This window comes from Enterobacter cloacae complex sp. HYC074_NIDB (genome assembly GCF_056673345.1).
On record NZ_CP114214.1, the window covers coordinates 4,099,338 to 4,122,192 of the forward strand.

At 59.1% G+C, this 22,855-nt stretch carries 19 protein-coding genes; 10 read left to right on the forward strand and 9 right to left on the reverse strand.

Features of this window, described 5'->3' with window-relative positions:
- Positions 1 to 31: 31 nt before the first annotated feature.
- Positions 32 to 721: a B3/B4 domain-containing protein gene (locus O1724_RS19925; RefSeq protein ID WP_003862604.1), complete on the forward strand. Its 690-nt coding sequence runs from the start codon at positions 32 to 34 to the stop codon at positions 719 to 721.
- Positions 722 to 815: 94 nt separating this feature from the next.
- On the opposite strand, the gene lsrG is transcribed toward O1724_RS19925, so the two are convergent.
- From lsrG to lsrA, 6 genes are read right to left on the reverse strand one after another with little or no spacing between them, the layout of a single operon-like run.
- Positions 816 to 1,109: a (4S)-4-hydroxy-5-phosphonooxypentane-2,3-dione isomerase gene (gene lsrG / locus O1724_RS19930; RefSeq protein WP_003862606.1), complete on the reverse strand. Its 294-nt coding sequence runs from the start codon at positions 1,107 to 1,109 to the stop codon at positions 816 to 818.
- Positions 1,106 to 1,993, reverse strand: a complete 888-nt coding sequence (lsrF, locus tag O1724_RS19935; protein WP_126297274.1) for a 3-hydroxy-5-phosphonooxypentane-2,4-dione thiolase — start codon at positions 1,991 to 1,993, stop codon at positions 1,106 to 1,108. The genes lsrG and lsrF overlap by 4 nt, the downstream gene beginning before the upstream one ends.
- Before the next feature lie 11 nt (positions 1,994 to 2,004).
- Complete coding sequence (gene lsrB / locus O1724_RS19940; RefSeq protein ID WP_045335760.1) at positions 2,005 to 3,006, reverse strand: autoinducer 2 ABC transporter substrate-binding protein LsrB; 1,002 nt, start codon at positions 3,004 to 3,006, stop codon at positions 2,005 to 2,007.
- A 1-nt stretch (position 3,007) separates the two neighbouring features.
- The gene (gene lsrD, locus O1724_RS19945; RefSeq protein ID WP_126297275.1) at positions 3,008 to 3,985 is read right to left on the reverse strand and encodes an autoinducer 2 ABC transporter permease LsrD; all 978 of its coding nucleotides are present in this window, start codon (positions 3,983 to 3,985) and stop codon (positions 3,008 to 3,010) included.
- Complete coding sequence (gene lsrC, locus O1724_RS19950) at positions 3,986 to 5,017, reverse strand: autoinducer 2 ABC transporter permease LsrC (RefSeq protein ID WP_023314884.1); 1,032 nt, start codon at positions 5,015 to 5,017, stop codon at positions 3,986 to 3,988.
- Positions 5,014 to 6,501, reverse strand: coding sequence for an autoinducer 2 ABC transporter ATP-binding protein LsrA (gene lsrA, locus O1724_RS19955; RefSeq protein ID WP_126297281.1), 1,488 nt, complete (start codon positions 6,499 to 6,501; stop codon positions 5,014 to 5,016). Before lsrA ends, lsrC begins: the two co-directional genes overlap by 4 nt.
- Positions 6,502 to 6,716: 215 nt before the next feature.
- On the opposite strand from lsrA, the gene lsrR reads away from it, so the two are divergent.
- The 3 genes from lsrR (at position 6,717) to O1724_RS19970 (ending at position 11,516) form a co-directional block, all read left to right on the forward strand.
- Entirely contained in the window at positions 6,717 to 7,688 is a 972-nt protein-coding gene (lsrR, locus tag O1724_RS19960) for a transcriptional regulator LsrR (RefSeq protein ID WP_126297276.1), read from the forward strand.
- A gap of 32 nt (positions 7,689 to 7,720) precedes the next feature.
- Positions 7,721 to 9,316 (forward strand): autoinducer-2 kinase, encoded by a 1,596-nt coding sequence (gene lsrK, locus O1724_RS19965; protein ID WP_045343358.1) that lies wholly within the window; start codon positions 7,721 to 7,723, stop codon positions 9,314 to 9,316.
- Positions 9,317 to 9,494: 178 nt separating this feature from the next.
- On the forward strand, positions 9,495 to 11,516 hold the full coding sequence (locus O1724_RS19970) for an NADPH-dependent 2,4-dienoyl-CoA reductase (RefSeq protein WP_126297277.1): 2,022 nt from the start codon (positions 9,495 to 9,497) through the stop codon (positions 11,514 to 11,516).
- Here the strand turns inward: O1724_RS19970 and rlmG are convergent.
- Positions 11,513 to 12,649 carry a 23S rRNA (guanine(1835)-N(2))-methyltransferase RlmG gene (gene rlmG, locus O1724_RS19975; RefSeq protein ID WP_045332921.1) on the reverse strand — a complete coding sequence of 379 codons (1,137 nt, stop codon included), beginning with the start codon at positions 12,647 to 12,649 and terminating at the stop codon, positions 11,513 to 11,515. The two genes, O1724_RS19970 and rlmG, sit on opposite strands and share 4 nt — an antisense overlap.
- A gap of 83 nt (positions 12,650 to 12,732) precedes the next feature.
- On the opposite strand from rlmG, the gene O1724_RS19980 reads away from it, so the two are divergent.
- From O1724_RS19980 to sstT, 4 genes are all read left to right on the forward strand, one after another.
- The gene (locus O1724_RS19980; RefSeq protein ID WP_003862622.1) at positions 12,733 to 13,236 is read left to right on the forward strand and encodes a YgjP-like metallopeptidase domain-containing protein; all 504 of its coding nucleotides are present in this window, start codon (positions 12,733 to 12,735) and stop codon (positions 13,234 to 13,236) included.
- A 70-nt stretch (positions 13,237 to 13,306) separates the two neighbouring features.
- Complete coding sequence (locus tag O1724_RS19985; RefSeq protein ID WP_003862623.1) at positions 13,307 to 14,305, forward strand: Gfo/Idh/MocA family protein; 999 nt, start codon at positions 13,307 to 13,309, stop codon at positions 14,303 to 14,305.
- 251 nt (positions 14,306 to 14,556) lie between these two features.
- Positions 14,557 to 15,522, forward strand: a complete 966-nt coding sequence (locus tag O1724_RS19990; protein WP_003862625.1) for a TerC family protein — start codon at positions 14,557 to 14,559, stop codon at positions 15,520 to 15,522.
- Positions 15,523 to 15,796: 274 nt separating this feature from the next.
- The gene (sstT, locus tag O1724_RS19995) at positions 15,797 to 17,038 is read left to right on the forward strand and encodes a serine/threonine transporter SstT (protein WP_003862628.1); all 1,242 of its coding nucleotides are present in this window, start codon (positions 15,797 to 15,799) and stop codon (positions 17,036 to 17,038) included.
- Between the two features lie 138 nt (positions 17,039 to 17,176).
- On the opposite strand, the gene O1724_RS20000 is transcribed toward sstT, so the two are convergent.
- Entirely contained in the window at positions 17,177 to 18,664 is a 1,488-nt protein-coding gene (locus O1724_RS20000) for a UxaA family hydrolase (RefSeq protein WP_003862630.1), read from the reverse strand.
- 17 nt (positions 18,665 to 18,681) lie between these two features.
- Entirely contained in the window at positions 18,682 to 20,094 is a 1,413-nt protein-coding gene (gene uxaC / locus O1724_RS20005; RefSeq protein ID WP_023323772.1) for a glucuronate isomerase, read from the reverse strand.
- Positions 20,095 to 20,569: 475 nt separating this feature from the next.
- Between uxaC and O1724_RS20010 the strand changes: the two genes are divergently transcribed.
- Both O1724_RS20010 and exuR read left to right on the forward strand, forming a co-directional pair.
- Complete coding sequence (locus tag O1724_RS20010; RefSeq protein ID WP_126297278.1) at positions 20,570 to 21,868, forward strand: MFS transporter; 1,299 nt, start codon at positions 20,570 to 20,572, stop codon at positions 21,866 to 21,868.
- A 197-nt stretch (positions 21,869 to 22,065) separates the two neighbouring features.
- Positions 22,066 to 22,842: a transcriptional regulator ExuR gene (exuR, locus tag O1724_RS20015; RefSeq protein WP_003862635.1), complete on the forward strand. Its 777-nt coding sequence runs from the start codon at positions 22,066 to 22,068 to the stop codon at positions 22,840 to 22,842.
- Positions 22,843 to 22,855 lie beyond the last annotated feature (13 nt).

A 22,855-nucleotide genomic window follows, 5' to 3' on the forward strand; every position in this document is an offset into this window, starting at 1 on the left:
ATGGTATAAAACAGTCAATACAGGATTATTTATGTCTCTTGTAACACCGTCAATAGATTCGCGACTTGTCGGGATCGCGCCCGGCTTTCGGGCGCTGAGCATTCTGGTTGAAGCTGCCCCGATTACCCAACCGGAGGTTGCGCCCGCTGCGCTGGCGCAGGCCTGCCAGCAGATGCTCAATGATGATGTGCCCTGGGCAGAAAATCATCTCGCCGCCTGGGATGAGGTGTTTAAAGCCTTTGGTGCAAAACCCAAACGTACGCCCTGCTCGGCCTCGGCCCTGCGCAAGCGCGTGATGAGAGACGGTTCGCTGCCGCCGCTCGACCCGGTGGTGGATATCTATAATGCCATCAGTATCCGCTACGCTATTCCGGTAGGGGGAGAAAATCTGGCGGCTTACTCGGGAGCGCCGCGCCTGACGCTGGCCGACGGCAGCGAGCCGTTTGATACCGTCAAAGAGGGTGAGCCGGTAGTCGAAAATCCGGAGCCAGGCGAAGTTATCTGGCGTGACGATCTTGGCATCACCTGCCGCCGCTGGAACTGGCGACAGGGGATACGCACGCGTCTGGACAGCCAGGCGCAGTCCATGTGGTTTATTCTCGAAAGCCTGCCGTCGATGCCGCTGGCGGCATTACAGGAAGCTGGCGATGAGCTGGTGAGCAATCTGCAAAAGCTGATGCCGGGCGCGACGGCGCGTATTCAGTTGCTGGAGCTGGCGTGAACAACGCCTGGTGGCGCTGCGCTTACCCGGCCTACAAAATCAACACCCCCCGTACCCGTAGGCCCGGTAAGCGCAGCGCCACCAGGCAAAACCGCTACTCCGGCAACAATCCGACAAAGCTGCGTTTTTTGCGCGGCTCCGACATCAGCTCCTCCAGCTTATCCACGCACGCGAGATAGTGCGGGGTTTGCTTATGCGCCAGCACCGCCTCTTCGTCTTTATAGGCTTCGTAGATAAAGAACCGGGTTTTCACCCGCGGGTCCTGCAATACGTCGAAGCGCAGGTTGCCCGGCTCCTTGATCGCCCCCTCGTGGTTGGCGCGAAATACCTCCAGAAACTCGTCCACCCGCTCGGGCTTAATGTTGATCTCCACCAGCGTCACGTTCATTTTGCTTCTCCCTGTTTCTCTTCCTGCCAGAACTGGAACGCATCGCGGGCATTCCAGTTCTCGTGAACCACTTTCTTCACCGCCTTCAGCATGGCGAGCGGCGCGCTGGACTGGAAGATGTTGCGCCCCATGTCCACGCCGGACGCGCCCTGGTCAACCGCCCGCCAGCACATCTCCAGCGCCTCGTGCTCCGGCAGCTTTTTGCCCCCCGCGATAACGATCGGCACCGGGCAGCTGGCGGTCACTTTTTCAAAGCCCTCGTCCACATAGTAGGTTTTGACGAACTGCGCCCCCATTTCGGCGGCGATGCGGCTTGCCAGCGAAAAATACCGAGCGTCACGCGCCATCTCTTTCCCCACGCCCGTCACCGCCAGCGTCGGCATGCCGTAGCGCGCCCCTGCATCGACCAGCTTGATGATATTGTTGATCGACTGATGCTCAAACTCGCTTCCGATGTACACCTGCGCCGCCACCGCGCAGACGTTCAGGCGCAGCGCGTCTTCCATCGCCACCGCCACGCACTCGTTCGACAGTTCGCCCAGAATCGAGTTACCGCCGGAGGCGCGCAGCACCACCGGTTTGTTCGTCGCGGCAGGTACCTGGCTCCTGAGGATGCCGCGGGTACACATCAGCACGTCGGTTTCGCCAAACAGCGGCGCGATGGAGAGATCGATACGCTCAAGGCCGGTGGTCGGTCCCTGAAAGTAACCGTGGTCAAAGGCCAGCATCACCGTGCGGTTGCTCTGCGGGTTGAAAATGCGCGAAAGCCTCGACTGCATACCCCAGTCCAGCGAGCCGCAGCCCTTCAGGGTGTACGGCACATTCTGCTGCGGCGTACCGATGCCAAAATCCTTGCCGTCTTTGATGTCGTCTAAATCAGCCATTTGCTCCCCCGTCAGAAATCGTATTTGCTGATGTTCTCTTTGGTGAACACCACGCGCTCCGGCAGCAGCACGATGCCGTTGCCCTTCGCCTCATACTGGTAGCCCTGCACGCTGTTCGGCTCGACCTTCAGCGTCCCGATATTTTTCACGTCTACGCTGTCGCCGACGTTAAGATCGCCTTTTTTCAGCAAACGATCGGCGACATTGACCGCAATTTTGCCCTGTTGCACCACATCCCACAGGCCGAAGGCTTTCACCGTGCCGCGCTCAACGTACGGGCGCATCACATTCGGCGTGCTGAAGCCGACAATCGCCACCCCTTGCCGTTTCAGGTTTTCCGCCGCCTGTGCCGCGGCCGGCAGGGCGTTGGCGTCCGGGGCGATGATCGCATCCAGATCCGGATAGGCCTTTAAGATCCCTTCGGCGGTTTGCAACGATTTGGTGGCGTCGTTATAGCCAAACTGGGTGGTGACGACCTGCCACTGAGGATGATCTTTCTCGATTTTGGCCTTCGCCTCTTTCACCCACTGGTTCTGGTCGGTGACGGTCGGGCTGGAGTAGAAGAACGCCACTTTCGCGTTCGGTTTGGTGACCTGCTTGCCCGCCATCTCCACCAGCAGGCCGCCCAGCTGTTCCGGCGTCCCCTGATTGATGTAGATGCTGCGGCACTCCGGTTTGGTGTCGGAATCCCAGGTCAGGACCTTGACGCCGCGCTGCATCGCGCGCTTCAGCGCCGGGCAGAGACCGTCCGGTGACACGGCAGAGACGATGATGGCGTTATAGCCCTGGTTAACGAAGTTATTGATGAGCTGCACCTGACCGGAGACGCTCGGCTCGGTCGGGCCGTCGTAGGTCACGTCCACGCCAAGATCTTTCCCCGCCTCTTTCGCACCGTTGCCGCCGCTGGTGAAGAATCCCACGCCTACCAGTTTCGGGATAAAGGCAATGCGGTCCGCCGCCTGCGCCGAAGCGAAGCTGAGGGCCATTGCCAGGACGAGCAGTTTTGTTTTCATCTTACGCTCCGGATAGTTTTCTGAAGAGAGATCGCACCCATTCGCGGTGCAGACTCAGCGAACGCCCCATTACCACCACAACCAGTAGCGCCCCCGACAGCGCGCTCGACACCTGGTTGGGGATGCCGACCATCTGTAATCCCTGCTGGAGATACCCCACCAGCAGCGCCGCCAGCGCCGTACCGACAACAGAACCTGACCCGCCGTAGATATTTGCCCCGCCGAGTACGGCGGCGGTGAGCGCGGGCATCAGCAAATCGCGCCCCAGATCCGAACGCGCAGAGCCGAAATAGGAGACCATCACCAGCGCGGCCACCGCCGACGCCACGCCGACCAGACCGTACAGCGCGTAGGGCATGCCGTTCACCGACAGCGCCGCATAGCGCGCCGCGCGCGGATTCTGGCCGATTAAAAACAGATGGCGGCCAAAGCGCCCGCGATGGGTAATCAGCCAGAAGAAGGCGGTAATCACCGCGAACAGCACCAGCGGGATCGGCAGCCCCAGTACCGTGAGGTTAGCGAAGGCGGTAAAGCTGTCCGGGAAGCCGCCGATGCCCTCGTAGCCCGTCGCCCCCGCCATGCCGGAGAGCAGCAGCGCGCCGCCGCCGTAGAGGTAGAGCGTGCCGAGGGTAATGACTAAAGGGCTAATGCCGGTGTAGTGGATCAGCGCCGCATTCACCAGCCCACACAGCAGGCCAAGCAGCAGCGTCAGCGGAACGGCGATCGTCATGGGCCACCCCGCCTGCATCATCACCCCCAGCGCGATGGCGCACAGGCCGATGGTTGAGCCGAGGGAGATGTCGATCCCGCCGCTGATAATTACAAGCGTAAGCGGCAGCGCCACGATGCCAATGCAGATAAAGTCGCTGGTGCTGAACAGCAGCATGCTGATATCAAGCATGCGCGGGTTGATGGCGCCGAAGAGCAGGATCTCCAGCACCAGTAAAATCAGCAGCGCGCTTTCCCAGTTAAGCCTCATTTACGCCACCTCTTTTTTGCGTTTGGGAAACGGGGTAACGTGCTTTCCCCCTTTGTTACCGGGCTGGAAACGGCTGTATTTCAGCGCCCGCTGATGCCGCGCCAGTGCCTGACGCAGACGCCCGTCGAGCACCAGCACGCCCAGCAGCACCAGCCCGGCGATAAAGTCGTTCCACCACGCCGGGAGCCTGAACAGCACCAGCACGGTATCGATTTGGGTGAGGAAGAACGCGCCGAGGAACGCACCGACCAGCGTGCCGGTGCCGCCCAGCAGCGAGATGCCCCCCAGCACGCAGGCAGCGATGGCTTTCATCTCCAGCCCGCTGCCGGTCTGGTTGGGCACGAAGCCTATCTGCGCGGCAAAGACGATCCCGGCGCAGGCCGCCAGCAGGCCGTTCAGGGTAAAGGCGATCATGCGGGTGCGGTTCACCGCCACGCCCAGCTGGCGCGCGGCGGTGAGGTTATCCCCCACGGCGTAAAAATCCCGCCCAAAGGCGGTGCGCGACAGCGTCCACGCGCCGGTGGCCGCGATAATCAACACCAGCATGCCGAGCGGCGAAATGCCGACGGCGGCAGGCTCAGAGAGGGATTTCAGCCCCGGCGGCAGCCCTTCTATCCACTTCCCGCCGGTCCAGAGCAGCATCGCCCCGCGATAAAGCCCCAGCGTGCCGAGGGTGGCGACAATCGCCGGAATGCGCAGGCCCACCACCAGAAAACCGTTGAACGCCCCGGCCAGCGCGCCGATCGACAGCGCGAAGAGAATGGAAACGGGCAGGCTGTAGCCGCTGTTAAGCGCCACGCCGACGGCAATGGCGGACAACCCGACCGTGGAGCCGACGGAGACGTCAATATTGCGGGTCAGCATCACCAGCGCCGCGCCGATAGCCAGCAGGATCAGGATCTGCGAGCTGGCGAAGATCATCCCCAGCGTCTGTAAGCTCAGGTACGACGGGTTCAGCGCCACCAGCACGGCGAACAGTGCCAGAATGGCGAGAAACGCGCTCAGCTCGCGGTTTTTCAGTAAGATCTTCATGATTGCCCTCCAAACGCCAGCGCCATCATCCGGTCGAGGCTGACGGCGTGGCGCGGCAGCTCGCCGCTGAGCACGCCCTGATGCATTACCAGCACCCGATCCGCGAGGCCGGGAAACTCATCGAGATCGCTTGAAATCATCAGCACCGCCACGTTCTGCGCCGCCACGCTTTTCAGCAGCTGATAAATATCGGCGCGCGCCGAGACGTCCACGCCGCGCGTCGGTTCATCGACGATCAGCAGCAGCGGGTTGGCCTCCAGACAGCGCGCCAGCAGCACCTTCTGCTGATTACCACCGGAGAGCGTGCGCACGGTTTGATCCGCATGGTTGAGCTTGATCCCCAGCGCCCGGTGATAGCGTTCCACTACCGCAGACTCCCGCTTTCGCTGCTGCCAGAGCGACGGCTCGTTCAGCGCCACGGTGTTCCAGCGGATCGGCGCGTCGAGAAACAGGCCGGACACCTGCCTGTCTTCCGGCAGATAGACCAGCCCTTTTTCCAGACGTGAACCCACCGGTTCGGTGGTGATCTCCTGGTTCTCCAGCCAGACGCGCCCCCCGCGAACCGGACGCAGGCCGTAGAGCGTTTCGGCAAACTCGGTGCGCCCGGAGCCTACCAGCCCGGCCAGGCCGACGATCTCCCCGGCGTAGATCTCAAGGCTGAGATCGATAAACCCTTCCCCGGTAAGATCCTCCACCCGCAGCACGGGAAAATCCTGCGCCTGGGTGCGGCGGTTGCCCGGCAGCGCCAGCCACAGCTTTTGCGTATCGCTCAGGGAGGTCTCCCGGCTTACCGGCGTCATGGCGGCGATCAGGGCGTTATCGTCAAACTGCGCGGTTTCGCCGCTGAGCACCACGGCGCCGTCGCGCATCACCGAGACGTGACTCGCCAGCTGCCGAATCTCCGGCAGCTTATGCGAGATAAAAACAATCCCGACGCCAAGATCCTGCAAGGCGCGGATCTGGCGAAACAGCCGTTCGGTTTCACCGGGCGTCAGCGAGGCCGTGGGTTCATCGAGGATCAGAATTCTGGCGTTGCGCATCAGCCCGCGCAGGATCTCCACCATCTGCTGGTCCGCCACTTCCAGGGTGCTGGCCGTTGCGTCGAGATTAAGCTGACATTGCAGCTGCTGGAGTTTCTCCGCCAGCCGCTTTTCCCGATCGCGCTCTCGCGGCAGGCGGAACAGGATGTTTTCCCGCACGGTCAGGTTGGGGAAAAGCAGAGGCTCCTGCGGTACCAGATAAATGCCTAACCGGTGCGCCTGCGCCGGGGTAAACCGTGCAAAAGACTCGCCCGCAACCGAAAGTTCACCGCTATCCGGCGTTTCCACCCCGGCGATGATCTTCATTAGCGTCGATTTTCCCGCGCCGTTACCGCCCATCAGCGCGTGCACCTGCCCCGCAAGCAGCGTGAAATCAATGCCTTTTAAGACCGGCACGCCTGAGAACTGCTTGCTGATATCACGCGCGTCGAGAAGTGGTGTCATCATCGCTCCGCTATTGAACAAATGATTTTTAGATTTAATAATGTTCAAAAGCGTAGACGGTGAACTATATTTACAACCGTGCAGGGATCACAATTTTATCGATTGAGATTTAGATAAACCGGAATCGATCGAAAAGATCCGTTTTGTCGCGTGGCTCACATTTTCACGCCGCGCCATTACGAACATATGATCTAAATTTTTATAAGAGTTCAATTATGAGCGATAAACGCACTGCGGAAGAAGGACGGTTTGCCGGGCTGGCACTGGCGGAAGAGGAGCTGGTGGCACGCGTGGCCTGGTGCTACTACCACGACGGGCTGACCCAGAACGATATCGGCGAACGCCTCGGGCTGCCGCGCCTGAAGATCTCCCGCCTGCTGGAGAAAGGCCGCCAGTCCGGGGTGATCCGCGTGCAGATCAACTCCCGCTACGAGGGCTGCCTGTCGCTGGAAACCGAGCTACAGCAGCGCTTTGGCCTGAAGGTGGTGCGCGTGATGCCTGCCCTAAATACCCCGCCGATGAACGTGCGGCTGGGCATTGGCGCGGCGCAGTCGCTGATGGGCGTGCTGGAGCCCGGCCAGCTGCTGGCGGTGGGGTTCGGTGAAACCACCATGAGCAGCCTGCAACACTTAAGCGGCTTTATCAGCTCGCAGCAGATCCGCCTGGTGACGCTTTCCGGCGGCGTGGGGCCGTATATGACCGGTATCGGCCAGCTGGATGCGGCCTGTAGCGTCAGCATGATCCCCGCCCCGCTTCGCGTCTCATCTGCGGAAGTGGCCGGGATCTTAAAGCGCGAAACCAGCGTGCGGGACGTGATCCTCGCCGCCACCGCGGCTGACGTGGCGGTGGTCGGGATTGGCTCGGTAAACCAGCGCCGCGACGCAACGATCCTGCGCTCCGGCTATATCAGCGAAGGTGAACAGCTGATGTACGCCCGCAAAGGCGCGGTCGGCGACATTCTCGGCTATTTCCTCAATGCCGAAGGGGAATGCGTCGAGGAGCTGGAGATCCACAAAGAACTGCTGGGCGTCACGCTCGATGAACTGGCGCAGCTGCCCACCATTGTCGGCGTGGCCGGAGGGGAAGAGAAAGCCGATGCGATTTATGCCGCACTGAAAGGTCGCCGTATTAATGGCCTGGTGACGGAAGAGACGACAGCCCGCGCGGTGCTGGCTCTGGCCGGATAAGAGCAGCCCTGCGCTAACAGCGAGGCAAGCTTATGAGTTACCTTTTAGCGTTAGATGCAGGGACAGGCAGCGTTCGCGCCGTGATTTTCGATTTACAGGGCAACCAGATTGCCGTTGGCCAGGCCGAGTGGAAGCACCTGAGCGTGGAGAACGTGCCGGGCTCGATGGAGTTCGACCTCGACACCAACTGGCGGCTGGCCTGCCGGTGTATTCAGCAGGCGCTGGAGCGCGCACGGCTTAGCGCGGCGGATATTCAGTCCGTCGCCTGCTGCTCGATGCGCGAAGGGATTGTGCTGTACGACCGCAACGGCGAGGCTATCTGGGCCTGCGCCAACGTCGACGCCCGCGCCAGCCGCGAGGTGGCTGAACTCAAAGAGATCCACGACTACCGGTTTGAATCCGAAGTGTATGAGGTCTCCGGCCAGACGCTGGCGCTGAGCGCCATGCCGCGCCTGCTGTGGCTGGCGCACCACCGTCCGGATATTTACCGCAAGGCTGCGACTATCACCATGATCAGCGACTGGCTGGCGGCGAAGCTCTCCGGCGAGCTGGCGGTCGACCCGTCCAATGCGGGCACCACCGGTATGCTGGATCTCTTCTCCCGCGACTGGCGTCCGGCGCTGCTCGACATGGCCGGGCTGCGCGCCGATATCCTTTCCCCGGTGAAAGAGACCGGCACCGTGCTGGGCGCGATTACCAGACAGGCCGCGCAGCAGTGCGGCCTGCGTGAAGGCACGCCGGTGGTGATGGGCGGCGGCGACGTGCAGCTGGGCTGTCTGGGGCTGGGCGTGGTCCGCGCCGGACAAACGGCGGTGCTGGGCGGCACCTTCTGGCAGCAGGTGGTTAACCTGCCGCAGGTGCGCACCGATCCTGAGATGAACATCCGCGTGAACCCGCACGTCATCCCCGGCATGGTGCAGGCGGAGTCGATCAGCTTCTTTACCGGGCTGACCATGCGCTGGTTCCGCGACGCCTTTTGCGCCGAGGAAAAGCTGATTGCCGAGCGGATGGGGATGGACACCTATTCCCTGCTGGAAGAGATGGCGAGCCGCGTCCCGGCGGGCTCCCACGGCGTGATGCCAATCTTCTCCGACGCGATGCATTTTAAGCAGTGGTATCACGCCGCGCCGTCGTTTATTAACCTCTCCATCGACCCGGAAAAGTGCAACAAAGCGACGCTGTTCCGCGCCCTGGAAGAGAACGCGGCGATCGTCTCGGCCTGCAACCTGGCGCAGATTTCGCGCTTCTCCGGCGTGACGTTTGAGAGTCTGGTGTTTGCGGGCGGCGGGGCCAAAGGCGCCCTGTGGAGTCAGATTTTAAGCGACGTTACCGGCCTGCCGGTGCGCGTGCCGGAAGTTAAAGAGGCAACGGCGCTCGGCTGTGCCATTGCCGCAGGAGCTGGCGCGGGGCTGTTTGCGGATATGGCTTCGACGGGCGAGCGGCTGGTGAAGTGGAGCCGCGAGTTCACGCCAAACCCGCAGCACCGGGAACTGTACGACGGCATGATGCAGAAATGGCAGGCGGTGTACGCCGACCAGCTCGGGCTGGTGGACAGCGGGCTGACCACGTCGATGTGGCAGGCACCGGGGCTGGTGCGGGCATCCCCCTCACCCCGGCCCTCTCCCTAAGGGAGAGGGAGATTAAGTCCCCTCTCCCTTAGGGAGAGGGTTAGGGTGAGGGCATCAGGCCACACCAATATTTGAATCCCATCACATTCACTGCATTCCCCTTTTCCCTTTTACTCCCCGCTGGCTAAATTAGTAACTCATCCGACCACATAACAATAATTTTACACTGGAAGAGACTATGAGCCGCTACCCGTCGTTATTCGCCCCTCTCGATCTGGGGTTCATCACCCTCAAAAACCGCGTGCTGATGGGCTCAATGCACACCGGGCTGGAGGAGCGTCCGGACGGGGCTGAACGTCTGGCAGCCTTCTATGCCGAACGCGCGCGCCACGGGGTGGCGCTGATTGTCACCGGCGGCGTAGCCCCTTCCCCTTCCGGGGTGACGATGGAGGGCGGCGCGGTGTTGAATGATGCGTCACAACTGTCGCACCACCGCATTGTGACCGACGCGGTCCACCGCGAGGGCGGCAAAATCGCCCTGCAAATTCTGCATACCGGGCGCTACAGCTATCAACCGAACCTGGTTGCCCCCTCGGCTATTCAGGCGCCGATTAACCGCTTTACTCCTCACGCCCTTAGCCACGACGAGATCCTGGCGCTGATCGACGATTTTGCCCGCTGCGCCGCGCTGGCAAGGGAAGCAGGCTACGACGGCGTGGAGGTGATGGGCTCTGAAGGATATCTGATTAACGAATTTCTCGCCGCACGCACCAACCAGCGCGACGACGAATGGGGTGGCGACTATGCCCGCCGCATGCGTTTTGCCGTGGAGGTGGTGCGCGCGGTGCGTGAACGTGCGGGTGCGGATTTTATTATCATCTTCCGCCTGTCGATGCTCGACCTGGTGGAAGGCGGCGGCACCTTCGACGAAACCGTGCAGCTGGCGCAGGCAATTGAAGCCGCCGGTGCCACCATTATCAACACCGGGATTGGCTGGCACGAAGCGCGCATCCCCACCATCGCCACGCCGGTGCCGCGTGCGGCGTTCAGCTGGGTAACGCGCAAGCTGAAAGGCAAAGTCTCCGTTCCGCTGGTGACCACTAACCGCATTAACGACCCGCAGGTGGCGGACGATGTGATCTCCCGCGGCGACGCCGATATGGTCTCGATGGCGCGTCCGTTCCTTGCGGATGCCGAACTGCTCTCCAAAGCGCAAAGCGGCCGTGCGGATGAGATCAACACCTGCATCGGCTGTAACCAGGCCTGTCTGGATCAAATCTTCGCTGGCAAAGTCACCTCATGCCTGGTGAACCCCCGCGCCTGCCATGAAACCAAAATGCCGGTGGTTACGACGGTCAATAAAAAACGCCTGGCCGTGGTGGGCGCTGGCCCCGCTGGACTGGCGTTTGCGGTGAATGCCGCCTCACGCGGGCACGGCGTGACGCTGTTTGATGCGCTGGCGGAGATCGGCGGGCAATTTACTATCGCCAGACAGATCCCCGGCAAAGAGGAGTTCTACGAAACGCTGCGCTATTACCGCCGGATGATCGAGCTGACGGGCGTCGAGCTGCGGCTTAACCAGTTTGTCAGCGCGGCGGATCTGATCGGTTTCGACGAGGTGATCCTCGCGAGTGGGATCGCCCCGCGCACCCCTGCGATCGAGGGTATCGATCATCCGAAGGTATTGAGCTATCTGGACGTGCTGCGCGACAAAGCACCGGTTGGCGAGAAGGTGGCGATTATCGGCTGCGGCGGGATCGGTTTTGATACCGCGATGTATTTAAGCCAGCCGGGCGAAGCCACCAGCCAGAACATCGCTGAGTTCTGCGTGGAATGGGGCATTGATACCAGTCTCAGTCAGTCCGGCGGTTTACGCCCGGAAGGGCCGCAGCTGCCGAAAAGCCCGCGTCAGATCGTGATGCTCCAGCGTAAGGCCAGCAAGCCGGGTGAAGGGCTGGGCAAAACCACTGGCTGGATCCACCGCGCCACCCTGCTCTCGCGCGGGGTGAAGATGATCCCGGCGGTGAGCTACCAGAAGATCGACGACGACGGGCTGCATGTGCTGATCGGTGGTGAACCGCAGCTGCTGCGCGTGGATCATGTGATTTTGTGCGCCGGACAGGAGCCAAAGCGCGATCTGGCCGATCCGCTGCGCGAAGCGGGTAAAACGGTGTATTTGATCGGCGGGTGCGACGTGGCGATGGAGCTGGATGCGCGGCGGGCGATTGCGCAGGGCACCCAGCTTGCACTGGTTATTTAGCGACGACGCCCCAGCTTCACCGCTTTCAGCACCACGAATTTGTTATTGGTGGCAATGGTGACGCAGTTGCCGAAAATCTTCTTCAGCTTGTGGAAGTAGTCCAGGTGGCGGTTCGCCACGATATACAGCTCGCCGTTGATTTTCAGGCAGCGGCGCGCGTGGTGGAACATCTCCCACGCGACGTTATCCGTCAGGGCGTGCTTCTGGTGGAACGGCGGGTTACAGAATACCGCGTTGAAGCGGAAAGGCTCTACGCCCGACAGCGCGTTATTGATCATAAACTCGCAGCGATCCAGCGCTTCAGGCAGGTTAGTTTCCACGTTCAGACGGCTGGAGGCCACCGCCATTGGCGATTCGTCGCTGAACACCACGCTGGCCTCCGGGTTCTTCGCCAGCAGCGTCAGGCCAATCACGCCATTGCCGCAGCCCAGGTCGACAATCTCACCCTCAAGATTTTCCGGCAGATGTTCCATAAAGAAACGCGCCCCGATATCCAGACCGGTACGGGAAAAGACGTTCGCGTGGTTGTGGATGGTCCAGTCGGTACCTTCCAGTTTCCAGCTCAGCGTTTCTGGCGCGTCGGCCAGCGCCGGTGCGCTGAAGGTGCAGTTGATCAGGCGTGCTTTTTTCCAGGCAAGCGTCGTGGTGGTCGGGCCGAGGACCTTCTCGAACAGCTCCAGCGTCGAGGTGTGAATATCGCGCGCTTTGGCACCCGCGATAATGCGGGTTTCTGGCGTGACGACTTTACGCAGCGCGCGCAGCTGCTGCTCCAGCAGCGCCATGGTTTTTGGCACCTTAATCAGCACCACGCCCGGCGCCTGCGGGTAGTCCGCGGTGCTGTCGAGGAACTTCACGCTGGACTCTTCGATGTCGTTATGGCGCAGGTTTTCACGCGTCGCCAGTTCGCTTAAGTAAGAATCGCCGATACTGTAAGGCGCATGTTCCGCCAGCGCGCAGGCCAGCGCGCCAAACGCGTCATTCAGGATCAGAACCGGGCCGCTGATTTCAGTCTCATCCAACTGTTGCAGCAGATATTCATCCGCCGCTTCCCACGCCTGAAGCGGGTTCACGTCGTCCGTTTCCGGGAAACGTTTAAGGTTGAGTGAACGGAAACCGTTGTCTAAGTGGCTCATCGGCCCTCCTGAATGGTAAAATTTGGCGTATCCCTGAAAAGGGTGCGTGAGTATACCCGTTTTCACACTATTTTGGGGTTTTGATGAACCAGCTGACTTATCTCCAGGGCTATCCGGAGCATTTACTTTCCCAGGTTCGTGACCTGATTGCCGCGGGAAAGCTCGGTGCGGTGCTGGAAAAACGCTACCCGGGCACGCATGATTTCGCGACTGACAAAGCCCTCTGGCAGTATACGCAGGATCTGAAAAACCAGTATCTTAAGAGCGCCCCGCCGATCAACAAGGTGATGTACGACAATAAGATCCATGTGCTGAAAAACGCGCTCGGCCTGCATACCGCCATCTCCCGCGTGCAGGGCGGCAAGCTGAAGGCTAAAGCGGAGATCCGCGTCGCGACCGTCTTTCGCAATGCGCCGGAAGCCTTTCTGCGGATGATCGTGGTGCACGAGCTGGCGCACCTGAAAGAGAAAGAGCACGACAAAGCCTTCTATTCCCTGTGCTGCCACATGGAGCCACAGTACCACCAGCTGGAGTTTGATACCCGGCTGTGGCTGACGCATTTATCGTTAAAGAGTAATGCGCAGTAGCGCACGCGAAATGTCATGATGACGTGCTACAGTGGTTTTAAGTTCCCTGCTACGGAGTACGTAAACGTTTATGATACGTTTCGCAGTCATCGGTACGAACTGGATCACGCGCCAGTTCGTCGACGCCGCCCACGAAACCGGCAAATATAAGCTCACCGCAGTCTATTCCCGCAGCCTTGAGCAGGCGCAGAGTTTTGCGAATGACTACCTGGTTGAACATCTGTTCACCTCGCTCGATGAGATGGCGCAAAGCGACGCCATTGACGCGGTCTATATTGCCAGCCCGAATTCTCTGCATTTCCCGCAAACGAAGCTGTTCCTCAGCCACAAAAAACACGTGATTTGCGAGAAGCCGCTGGCCTCGAATATTGAGGAAGTGGAAGCCGCCATTGCGCTTGCCCGGGAAAACCAGGTGGTGCTGTTTGAAGCGTTCAAAACCGCCAGCCTGCCGAACTTCCTGCTGTTGCAGCAGTCCCTGCCGAAAATTGGCAAAGTGCGTAAAGCCTTTATCAACTACTGTCAGTATTCCTCGCGCTACCAGCGCTACCTGGACGGCGAAAACCCGAACACCTTTAACCCGGCCTTCTCGAATGGCTCGATTATGGATATCGGTTTTTACTGCCTGGCCTCTGCGGTCGCCCTGTGGGGTGAACCGCACGGCGTAACGGCCACCGCCAGCCTGCTGGAGAGCGGCGTGGATGCACATGGCGTTGTGGTGCTGGACTACGGTGATTTCAGCGTGACGTTGCAGCACTCGAAGGTCAGTGACTCCGTACTGCCAAGCGAAATTCAGGGCGAAGACGGCTCGCTGGTGATCGAAAAAATCTCCGAATGCCAGAAGCTAAGCATCGTTCCCCGCGGCGGCAAAGCGCAGGAGCTGACGCAGCCTCAGCATATTAACACTATGCTCTATGAGGCAGAGGTCTTCGCCCGTCTGGTAGAAGACAACGAAGTGAACCACCCGGGGCTGGCAATCAGCCGCACCACGGCGAAGCTGCAAACGGAGATCCGCCGACAGACTGGCGTGATTTTCCCCGCAGACGGCGTGAATGTGGAAGCCGTCGCGTAAAGCTGTGTAATGAAATCGTGCAGACCATTGACGAAACCGATGGTCTGACATAATTTGTTACCTGCAAAGGGGAGTAACTTCTTCGCCGGTGGATCGTCATTACGATGCGTGCAAAACCGCATCCGGTCGCCGGGCAACCTTCGAGGTTGTAAGTGAGACCTTGCCGGAAGGCGAGGTCTATGCATAAAAAGCTAACGGCTATCGTCTTCTGACCATAGCCGTTTTTGTTTTTTATGTGTAAGGAAAATAGTATGCATTCTGTCGGCACTCCAATGCTGTGGGGCGGATTCGCGGTTGTCGTGCTCATCATGCTGGCGATCGACCTCTTTTTGCAGGGTCGTCGCGGCGAACACGGCATGAGCGTCAAGCAAGCCGCCGTCTGGTCGCTGGTATGGGTTACCCTCTCACTTCTTTTCTGCGCCGCCTTCTGGTGGTATCTGGCCTCAACCGAAGGCCGCGCGGTGGCCGATCCTCAGGCACTCGCCTTCCTCACCGGCTATCTGATTGAAAAAGCACTGGCGGTTGATAACGTCTTCGTCTGGCTGATGCTGTTCAGTTACTTCGCCGTGCCTGCGGCTCTGCAACGCCGCGTGCTGGTGTACGGCGTTCTGGGCGCTATTGTCCTGCGTACCATCATGATCTTCGCCGGTAGCTGGCTGATTACCCAGTTCGAATGGCTGTTGTATGTATTTGGTGCGTTCCTGCTGTTCACCGGGGTCAAAATGGCGCTGGCGAAAGAAGACGATACCGGTATCGGTGATAAGCCGTTGGTGAAGTGGTTCCGGGGTCATCTGCGCATGACGGACAAGATCGAGAGCGAGCATTTCTTCGTGCGTAAGAACGGCCTGCTGTTCGCCACCCCGCTGCTGCTGGTGCTGATTCTGGTCGAGCTGAGCGACGTGATTTTCGCGGTGGACAGTATCCCGGCTATCTTCGCAGTTACCACCGACCCGTTCATCGTTCTGACCTCGAATCTGTTCGCCATCCTCGGCCTGCGTGCGATGTACTTCCTGCTGGCAGGCGCGGCAGAGCGCTTCTCAATGCTGAAGTACGGCCTGTCGGTGATTCTGGTGTTTATCGGTATCAAGATGCTGATCGTCGATTTCTACCATATCCCGATCGCCATTTCGCTCGGCGTGGTGTTTGGCATTCTGCTGGTGACGCTGATTATCAATACCTGGGTTAACCGCCAGCACGATAAGAAGCAGCAGGTTTAGTGCAACGTTCGGTGCGGGCTGATGCCCTCACCCCAACCCTCTCCCACAGGGAGAGGGGGAAATGCAATGCAGGCCGGGTAAGCGTAGCGCTACCCGGCGCTTTCGTTAACCAATAGTTAAAAAACATGACGCAACACGTAAAATCCAGCATTTTACGCTTCCCTCCTTTCACGTATTCCCTATACTCGACCAGGCAAACATTTACTTACATCCGGAAATAAATGTGACTTAGAGCACATCCAGGATGGAACGCAATTTCACTCAGGAATAACGTATGAGCACACAATCACGCGGTCTGTTCGCGCGCCTGGCGCAGGGCAGTCTTGTAAAACAAATTCTGGTCGGGTTGGTACTGGGTATTCTGCTGGCCATGGTGTCGAAACCTGCCGCGGAGGCCACGGGGCTGCTCGGGACGCTGTTTGTGGGCGCCCTGAAGGCCGTCGCCCCGGTACTGGTGCTGATGCTGGTGATGGCGTCGATTGCCAACCACCAGCACGGACAAAAAACCAACATTCGCCCTATTCTGTTCCTGTATCTGCTGGGAACCTTCTCTGCTGCCTTAACGGCCGTTGTGTTTAGCTTCCTGTTCCCGTCCACGCTGCACCTGACCAGCGCGGCCGGTGATATCACCCCGCCGTCCGGGATTGTGGAAGTCCTTCGCGGCCTGCTGATGAGCATGGTCTCTAACCCCATCACCGCACTGATGAGCGGAAACTACATTGGCATCCTGGTCTGGGCGATTGGTCTGGGCTTCGCGCTGCGTCATGGCAACGAGACCACGAAAAACCTGGTCAACGATTTGTCCAATGCCGTGACTTTCATGGTGAAGCTGGTGATTCGCTTTGCACCAGTCGGTATCTTTGGTCTGGTTTCTTCGACGCTGGCCACTACCGGTTTCGACGCACTGTGGGGCTACGCGCAGCTGCTGGTCGTCCTGGTCGGCTGTATGCTGCTGGTGGCGCTGGTGATCAACCCGCTGCTGGTGTTCTGGCAGATCCGCCGCAACCCGTATCCGCTGGTGCTGACTTGCCTGCGCGAGAGCGGCGTGTATGCCTTCTTTACCCGCAGCTCGGCGGCGAACATTCCGGTCAACATGGCGCTGGCGGAGAAGCTGAACCTGGATCGCGATACCTATTCCGTGTCGATCCCGCTGGGTGCGACCGTGAACATGGCGGGTGCGGCGATCACCATCACCGTGCTGACGCTGGCGGCGGTGCATACGCTGGGTATTCCGGTGGATCTGCCAACCGCGCTGCTGCTGAGCGTCGTTGCATCACTGTGTGCCTGTGGCGCATCCGGCGTGGCGGGCGGATCGCTGCTGCTGATCCCGCTGGCCTGTAACATGTTCGGTATCCCGAACGAGATTGCCATGCAGGTTGTCGCGGTCGGCTTCATTATCGGCGTATTGCAGGATTCCTGCGAGACTGCGCTGAACTCCTCTACCGACGTGCTGTTTACCGCCGCAGCCTGTCAGGCGGAAGATGCGCGTTTAGCGAAGAACGCCCTGCGCAGTTAAAAAGAAAAGCCCGGTGGCGGCTACGCCTTACCGGGCCTACAAGGTAAATGCAAAACGGCAACATGTGTTGCCGTTTTTAGTGTTTGCACCCTCTCCCTGTGGGGAGGGTTGGGGTGAGGGCACCAGCCCGCACCCAGCTTACAGCGTCACACCACTCTTAAAAATCGCCAGCTCGCGGAAGTCGTTCTTCTCGTTACAGGTCTGCCTGCCGCTGGCGAACTCTGCGATAGCGTCCACGAACTCGCTCAGCAGCTGCGGCATCGCTTTGCCGTGGATCAGCTGCCCTGCGTCGAAATCGATCCAGTGCTTTTTCTTTGCCGCCAGCTCGCTGTTGGTGGCAATTTTAACCGTCGGCACAAACCCGCCGTACGGCGTACCGCGGCCGGTACTGAACAGCACCATATGGCAGCCCGCCCCCGCCAGCGCGCTGGTGGCGACCGCATCGTTACCCGGTGCGCTCAGCAGGTTCAGGCCGTGGGTTTTCAGGCGTTCGCCGTAGCGCAGAACGTCCACCACCTGGCTGGCCCCCGCTTTCTGGGTGCAGCCGAGGGATTTCTCCTCCAGCGTGGTGATTCCGCCCGCCTTGTTCCCCGGCGACGGGTTCTCGTAAATCGGCTGATTGTGGGCAATGAAGTACTGTTTGAAGTCGTTCACCATGGTGACGGTCTTCTCAAACGTCTCTTCGTCGCGACAGTGGCTCATCAGAATGCGCTCTGCGCCGAACATCTCCGGCACTTCGGTCAGCACCGTGGTGCCGCCGTTGGCAATCACGTAATCCGAGAAGCGGCCCAGCATCGGGTTAGCGGTAATGCCGGAAAGCCCGTCAGACCCGCCGCACTCCAGGCCAAACTTCAGTTCGCTCAGCTTGCCCGGCTCGCGCTTGTCGTGACGCATCACCTCGTACAGCTGGTGCAGTTGTTCAACGCCCGCTTCCACTTCGTCGTCCTGGTGCTGACACACCATAAAGTGCACGCGCTCAGGATCGAACTCGCCCAGCGTATCGCGGAAGGCGTCAACCTGATTGTTTTCACAGCCGAGGCCAATCACCAGCACCGCCCCCGCGTTCGGGTGGCGCACCATATTTTGCAGCATGGTGCGGGTATTGATGTGGTCGTCGCCCAGCTGGGAACAACCATAGGTGTGGCTGAACAGATGCACGCCGTCGGTGCCTTCAGCATTGTTAGTCTCTTTCAGGAAACGCGTCTGAATTTGACGCGCGATCCCGTTCACGCAGCCGACGGTCGGGAGGATCCACAGTTCATTGCGGATCCCCACCTCGCCGCTGGCGCGGCGGTAGATCTGCACCTCACGATCGGCCGCCTGTCCTTCTTCTGCCTGGAAGTCAGGTTGATAGCTGTACTCGTCCAGATCGCTGAGATTGGTGCGGGTATTGTGGGAATGAATGTATTCACCCGGCGCAATATCCGCCAGCGCATGACCGATGGGCAAACCGTACTTCACCACGTTCTCCCCTTTCGCGATGGGGATCAGGGCAAACTTATGTCCACGTCCAATGGCCTGGCGTAACGTCACCGACTGGTTGTCGAAGGTCACTTCCGTCCCTTCGGCTAAATCGGCCAGCGCGACGGCAACGTTATCCAGCGAATGGATTTTGATGTATTGCATATCAACCTCAAACGGCCTTAGTTCAGTTCAATGGCGAAGTAGTCACGCGCATTGTTAAAGCAGATGTTTCTCACCATTTCGCCCAGCAGCTGGATATCCGCTGGCGCTTCGCCCGCGTGCACCCAGCGGCCGATCATCTGGCACAGAATGCGGCGGAAATATTCATGGCGGGTATAGGAGAGGAAACTGCGGCTGTCGGTCAGCATGCCAACGAAGCGGCTCAGCAGGCCGAGCTGCGCCAGCTGCGTCATCTGACGCTCCATGCCGTCTTTCTGATCGTTAAACCACCAGCCGGAACCGAACTGCATCTTGCCCGGCATCCCTTCGCCCTGGAAGTTGCCGATCATGGTGCCCAGCACTTCGTTATCGCGTGGGTTCAGGCAGTAAAGGATGGTTTTTGGCAGCAGGTTTTGCTCGTTCTGTTTGCTCAGCAGTTTTGACAGCTCTTCCGCCATCGGACGGTCGTTGATGGAGTCAAAGCCCACGTCCGCGCCCAGCAGTTTGAACTGACGCTGGTTGTTATTACGCAGCGCGCCGATGTGATACTGCTGAACCCAGCCGCGGCGGGCATATTCCGCACCGAGGAATACCAGTACCGCCGTTTTAAACTGCGCCACTTCGTGCTCACTCAGGGCTTCGCCGGAGAGACGACGCGCCAGAATGCTGTCCAGCTCAGCTTCGCTGGATTCCGCGAACAGCACTACGTCCAGCGCGTGGTCAGACACTTTACAGCCGTGTGCGGCAAAGTGATCCAGACGCTTGGTCAGCGCGGTTTGCAGATCGCCAAAGCGACGGATATCGGTGTCAGACACTTCCGCCAGCTTCGCCATGTAGTCGTTAAAGGTCGGCAGCTCGATGTTGAAGGCTTTATCCGGGCGCCAGCTTGGCAGCACTTTGATGTCAAACGTGCTGTCCTTCGCGACAACCGCGTGGTGCTCCAGAGAGTCGACAGGATCGTCGGTGGTGCCCACCATCTTCACGTTCATCTGCTTCATGATGCCGCGCGCCGAGAAGCTATCCTGCGCCAGCAGGTCGTTGCACTGATCCCAGATTTCATCCGCCGTGGCGGGAGAGAGCAGCTTGCCGGTGATACCAAACGGACGACGCAGTTCGAGGTGCGTCCAGTGGTATAACGGGTTACCGATGGTGTGGGGAACAGTAGCGGCCCAGGCGTCAAACTTCTCGCGATCGGTCGCGTCGCCGGTACACAGGCGCTCGGCCACGCCGTTGGTGCGCATTGCGCGCCACTTATAGTGGTCACCCTTCAGCCAGATATCATACAGGTTTTTGAAACGGTAATTTTCGGCAACCTGCTGCGGCGGTAAATGGCAGTGGTAGTCGAAAATCGGCTGGTCTTTTGCGTAGTCGTGGTACAGGCGGCGAGCAAATTCGGTATCTAACAGAAAATCGTCGGTCATAAACGGTGTCATTATCGTCTTCCTCATTACGGGAGCGTCAGAAAGCTTATGTTCAGATGCTGCAAAGTTATCACACCAATTTCCAGAGTCCGACGTTTTTTTCGTGAGTTAGATCAATAAACGTCGACAAATAAATTACCCTCAAAGGGGTAAACCCTCTCCCAGGCCGCGCCAGTTCTGGCTTTGCGCGTGCCGCATAATGTCCCTACAAAGATTCACACTTTTGTGATGTCACTCACCTTTTAAAGTTGTATGACAAGTTATCTTTTCGCCGTCGCAAACTATAAGCCGACGGAATGCATTACCGGTGTTTGATACATCGGATTTAACGGTACGGAAGCCGACTTAGCACGATTACTAATGGCAAGGTTCGGGCCGTTCCGGGACAGGTTCCCGGTTACGCCCCTCCCGTTACAGAACAGCTCCCGGCAACGGTTGAGTTGTTGCCGTGTCCCGACACGGAAATAACATAACGATGAGGTTTTACATGCGTAAAATTAAAGGGTTACGTTGGTACATGATCGCACTGGTGACGCTCGGCACCGTGCTGGGCTACCTGACACGTAACACCGTGGCAGCAGCGGCGCCAACGTTGATGGAAGAGTTACATATCTCCACGCAGCAATACTCTTACATCATTGCGGCTTACTCTGCCGCTTACACCGTAATGCAGCCTGTTGCAGGTTATGTTCTTGATATTCTGGGTACAAAAATTGGTTATGCCTTCTTCGCTGTAGCCTGGGCCGTCTTCTGTGGGGCGACCGCGCTGGCCGGCAGCTGGGGCGGACTGGCGCTGGCGCGTGGTGCGGTAGGTGCTGCCGAAGCGGCGATGATCCCCGCGGGTCTGAAAGCCAGCTCTGAATGGTTCCCGGCAAAAGAGCGTTCTATCGCTGTCGGTTACTTCAACGTGGGCTCCTCCATCGGGGCGATGATTGCTCCGCCACTGGTGGTGTGGGCGATTATGATGCACAGCTGGCAGATGGCGTTCATCATCTCCGGTGTGCTGAGCTTTGCCTGGGCCATGGCGTGGCTGATTTTCTATAAACACCCGCGCGACCAGAAAAAGCTGTCTGACGAAGAACGTGACTACATTATTAATGGTCAGGAATCCCAGCATCAGACCGACAACGGCAAAAAGATGTCCGTCTGGCAGATCCTGGGCACCCGTCAGTTCTGGGGTATCGCCCTGCCACGCTTCCTGGCAGAACCGGCCTGGGGTACGTTTAACGCCTGGATCCCACTGTTCATGTTTAAAGTGTACGGCTTTAACCTGAAAGAGATCGCGATGTTCGCCTGGATGCCAATGCTGTTTGCAGACCTGGGCTGTATCGTCGGCGGCTACCTGCCACCGCTGTTCCAGCGCTGGTTTGGCGTGAACCTGATTGTGTCCCGTAAGATGGTGGTCACCATGGGCGCCCTGCTGATGATCGGCCCGGGTATGATCGGCCTGTTCACCAGCCCTTACGTGGCTATCGCCCTGCTGTGTATCGGGGGCTTTGCTCACCAGTCTCTGTCCGGTGCGCTGATTACGCTCTCGTCCGACGTGTTTGGTCGTAACGAAGTCGCCACCGCCAACGGCCTGACCGGGATGGCCGCCTGGACCGCAAGTACCCTGTTTGCGCTGGTGGTCGGCGCGCTGGCGGATACGATTGGTTTCAGCCCACTGTTCGCGGTACTGGCTGTCTTCGACCTGTTGGGTGCGGTGGTTATCTGGACGGTGCTGAAAAGCAAATCCGCAGATGAACTTGCGAAAGAGTCCCTCGGGGGACCGGCGACGCAGAGTTAGCGTTGTTTTGCCGGGTGGCGGCTCCGCCTTACCCGGCCTACAAAATCCAATAAAATAGTAGGTCGGGTAAGCGTAGCGCCACCCGGCAAGAACGACGCAAAAGCCGCCTCCGGGCGGCTTTTTTGATGGCGAAATCTGGAGACTGGCACGCAAAAGTGGTATAACAAATCATTCGCCGTACCCTGCCTGGAGCGCATATGGAAATCACCGAATCACGTCGTTTATATCAACAACTTGCCGCCGAGCTGAAAGATCGCATCGAGCAAGGGGTCTATCTTGTCGGTGATAAACTTCCCGCTGAGCGTTTCATTGCGGATGAAAAAAGCGTCAGCCGCACGGTGGTCCGCGAAGCCATCATCATGCTGGAAGTGGAAGGGTATGTTGAGGTACGCAAAGGTTCCGGCATTCATGTGATTTCCAGCCAGGCGAAACACTCCCCCACCCCGGACGAAAGTCTGGAATTTGCCAGCTACGGTCCGTTTGAGCTTCTCCAGGCTCGCCAGCTGATTGAAAGCAACATTGCGGAATTTGCTGCGACGCAGGTGACCAAGCAGGACATCATGAAGCTGATGGAAATCCAGGATCACGCACGTAAAGAAAAATGTTTCCGCGATTCTGAATGGGACCTGCAATTCCACGTCCAGGTCGCCCTTGCGACTCAGAACACGGCGCTGGCGGCAATCGTTGAAAAAATGTGGACTCAGCGCGTTCACAACCCGTACTGGAAGAAATTGCACGATCACATTGATTCCCGCACGGTAGATAACTGGTGTGACGATCACGACCAGATTCTTAAAGCCCTGATTCGTAAAGATCCGCATGCGGCGAAACTGGCAATGTGGCAGCATCTGGAGAACACCAAACAGATGCTGTTTAATGAAACAAGTGATGACTTTGAATTTAACGCTGACCGCTATCTTTTTGCCGATAATCCGGTCGTTCACCTCGATACCGCGACCAATCTCGCAAAATAACGCCCCGAACTGC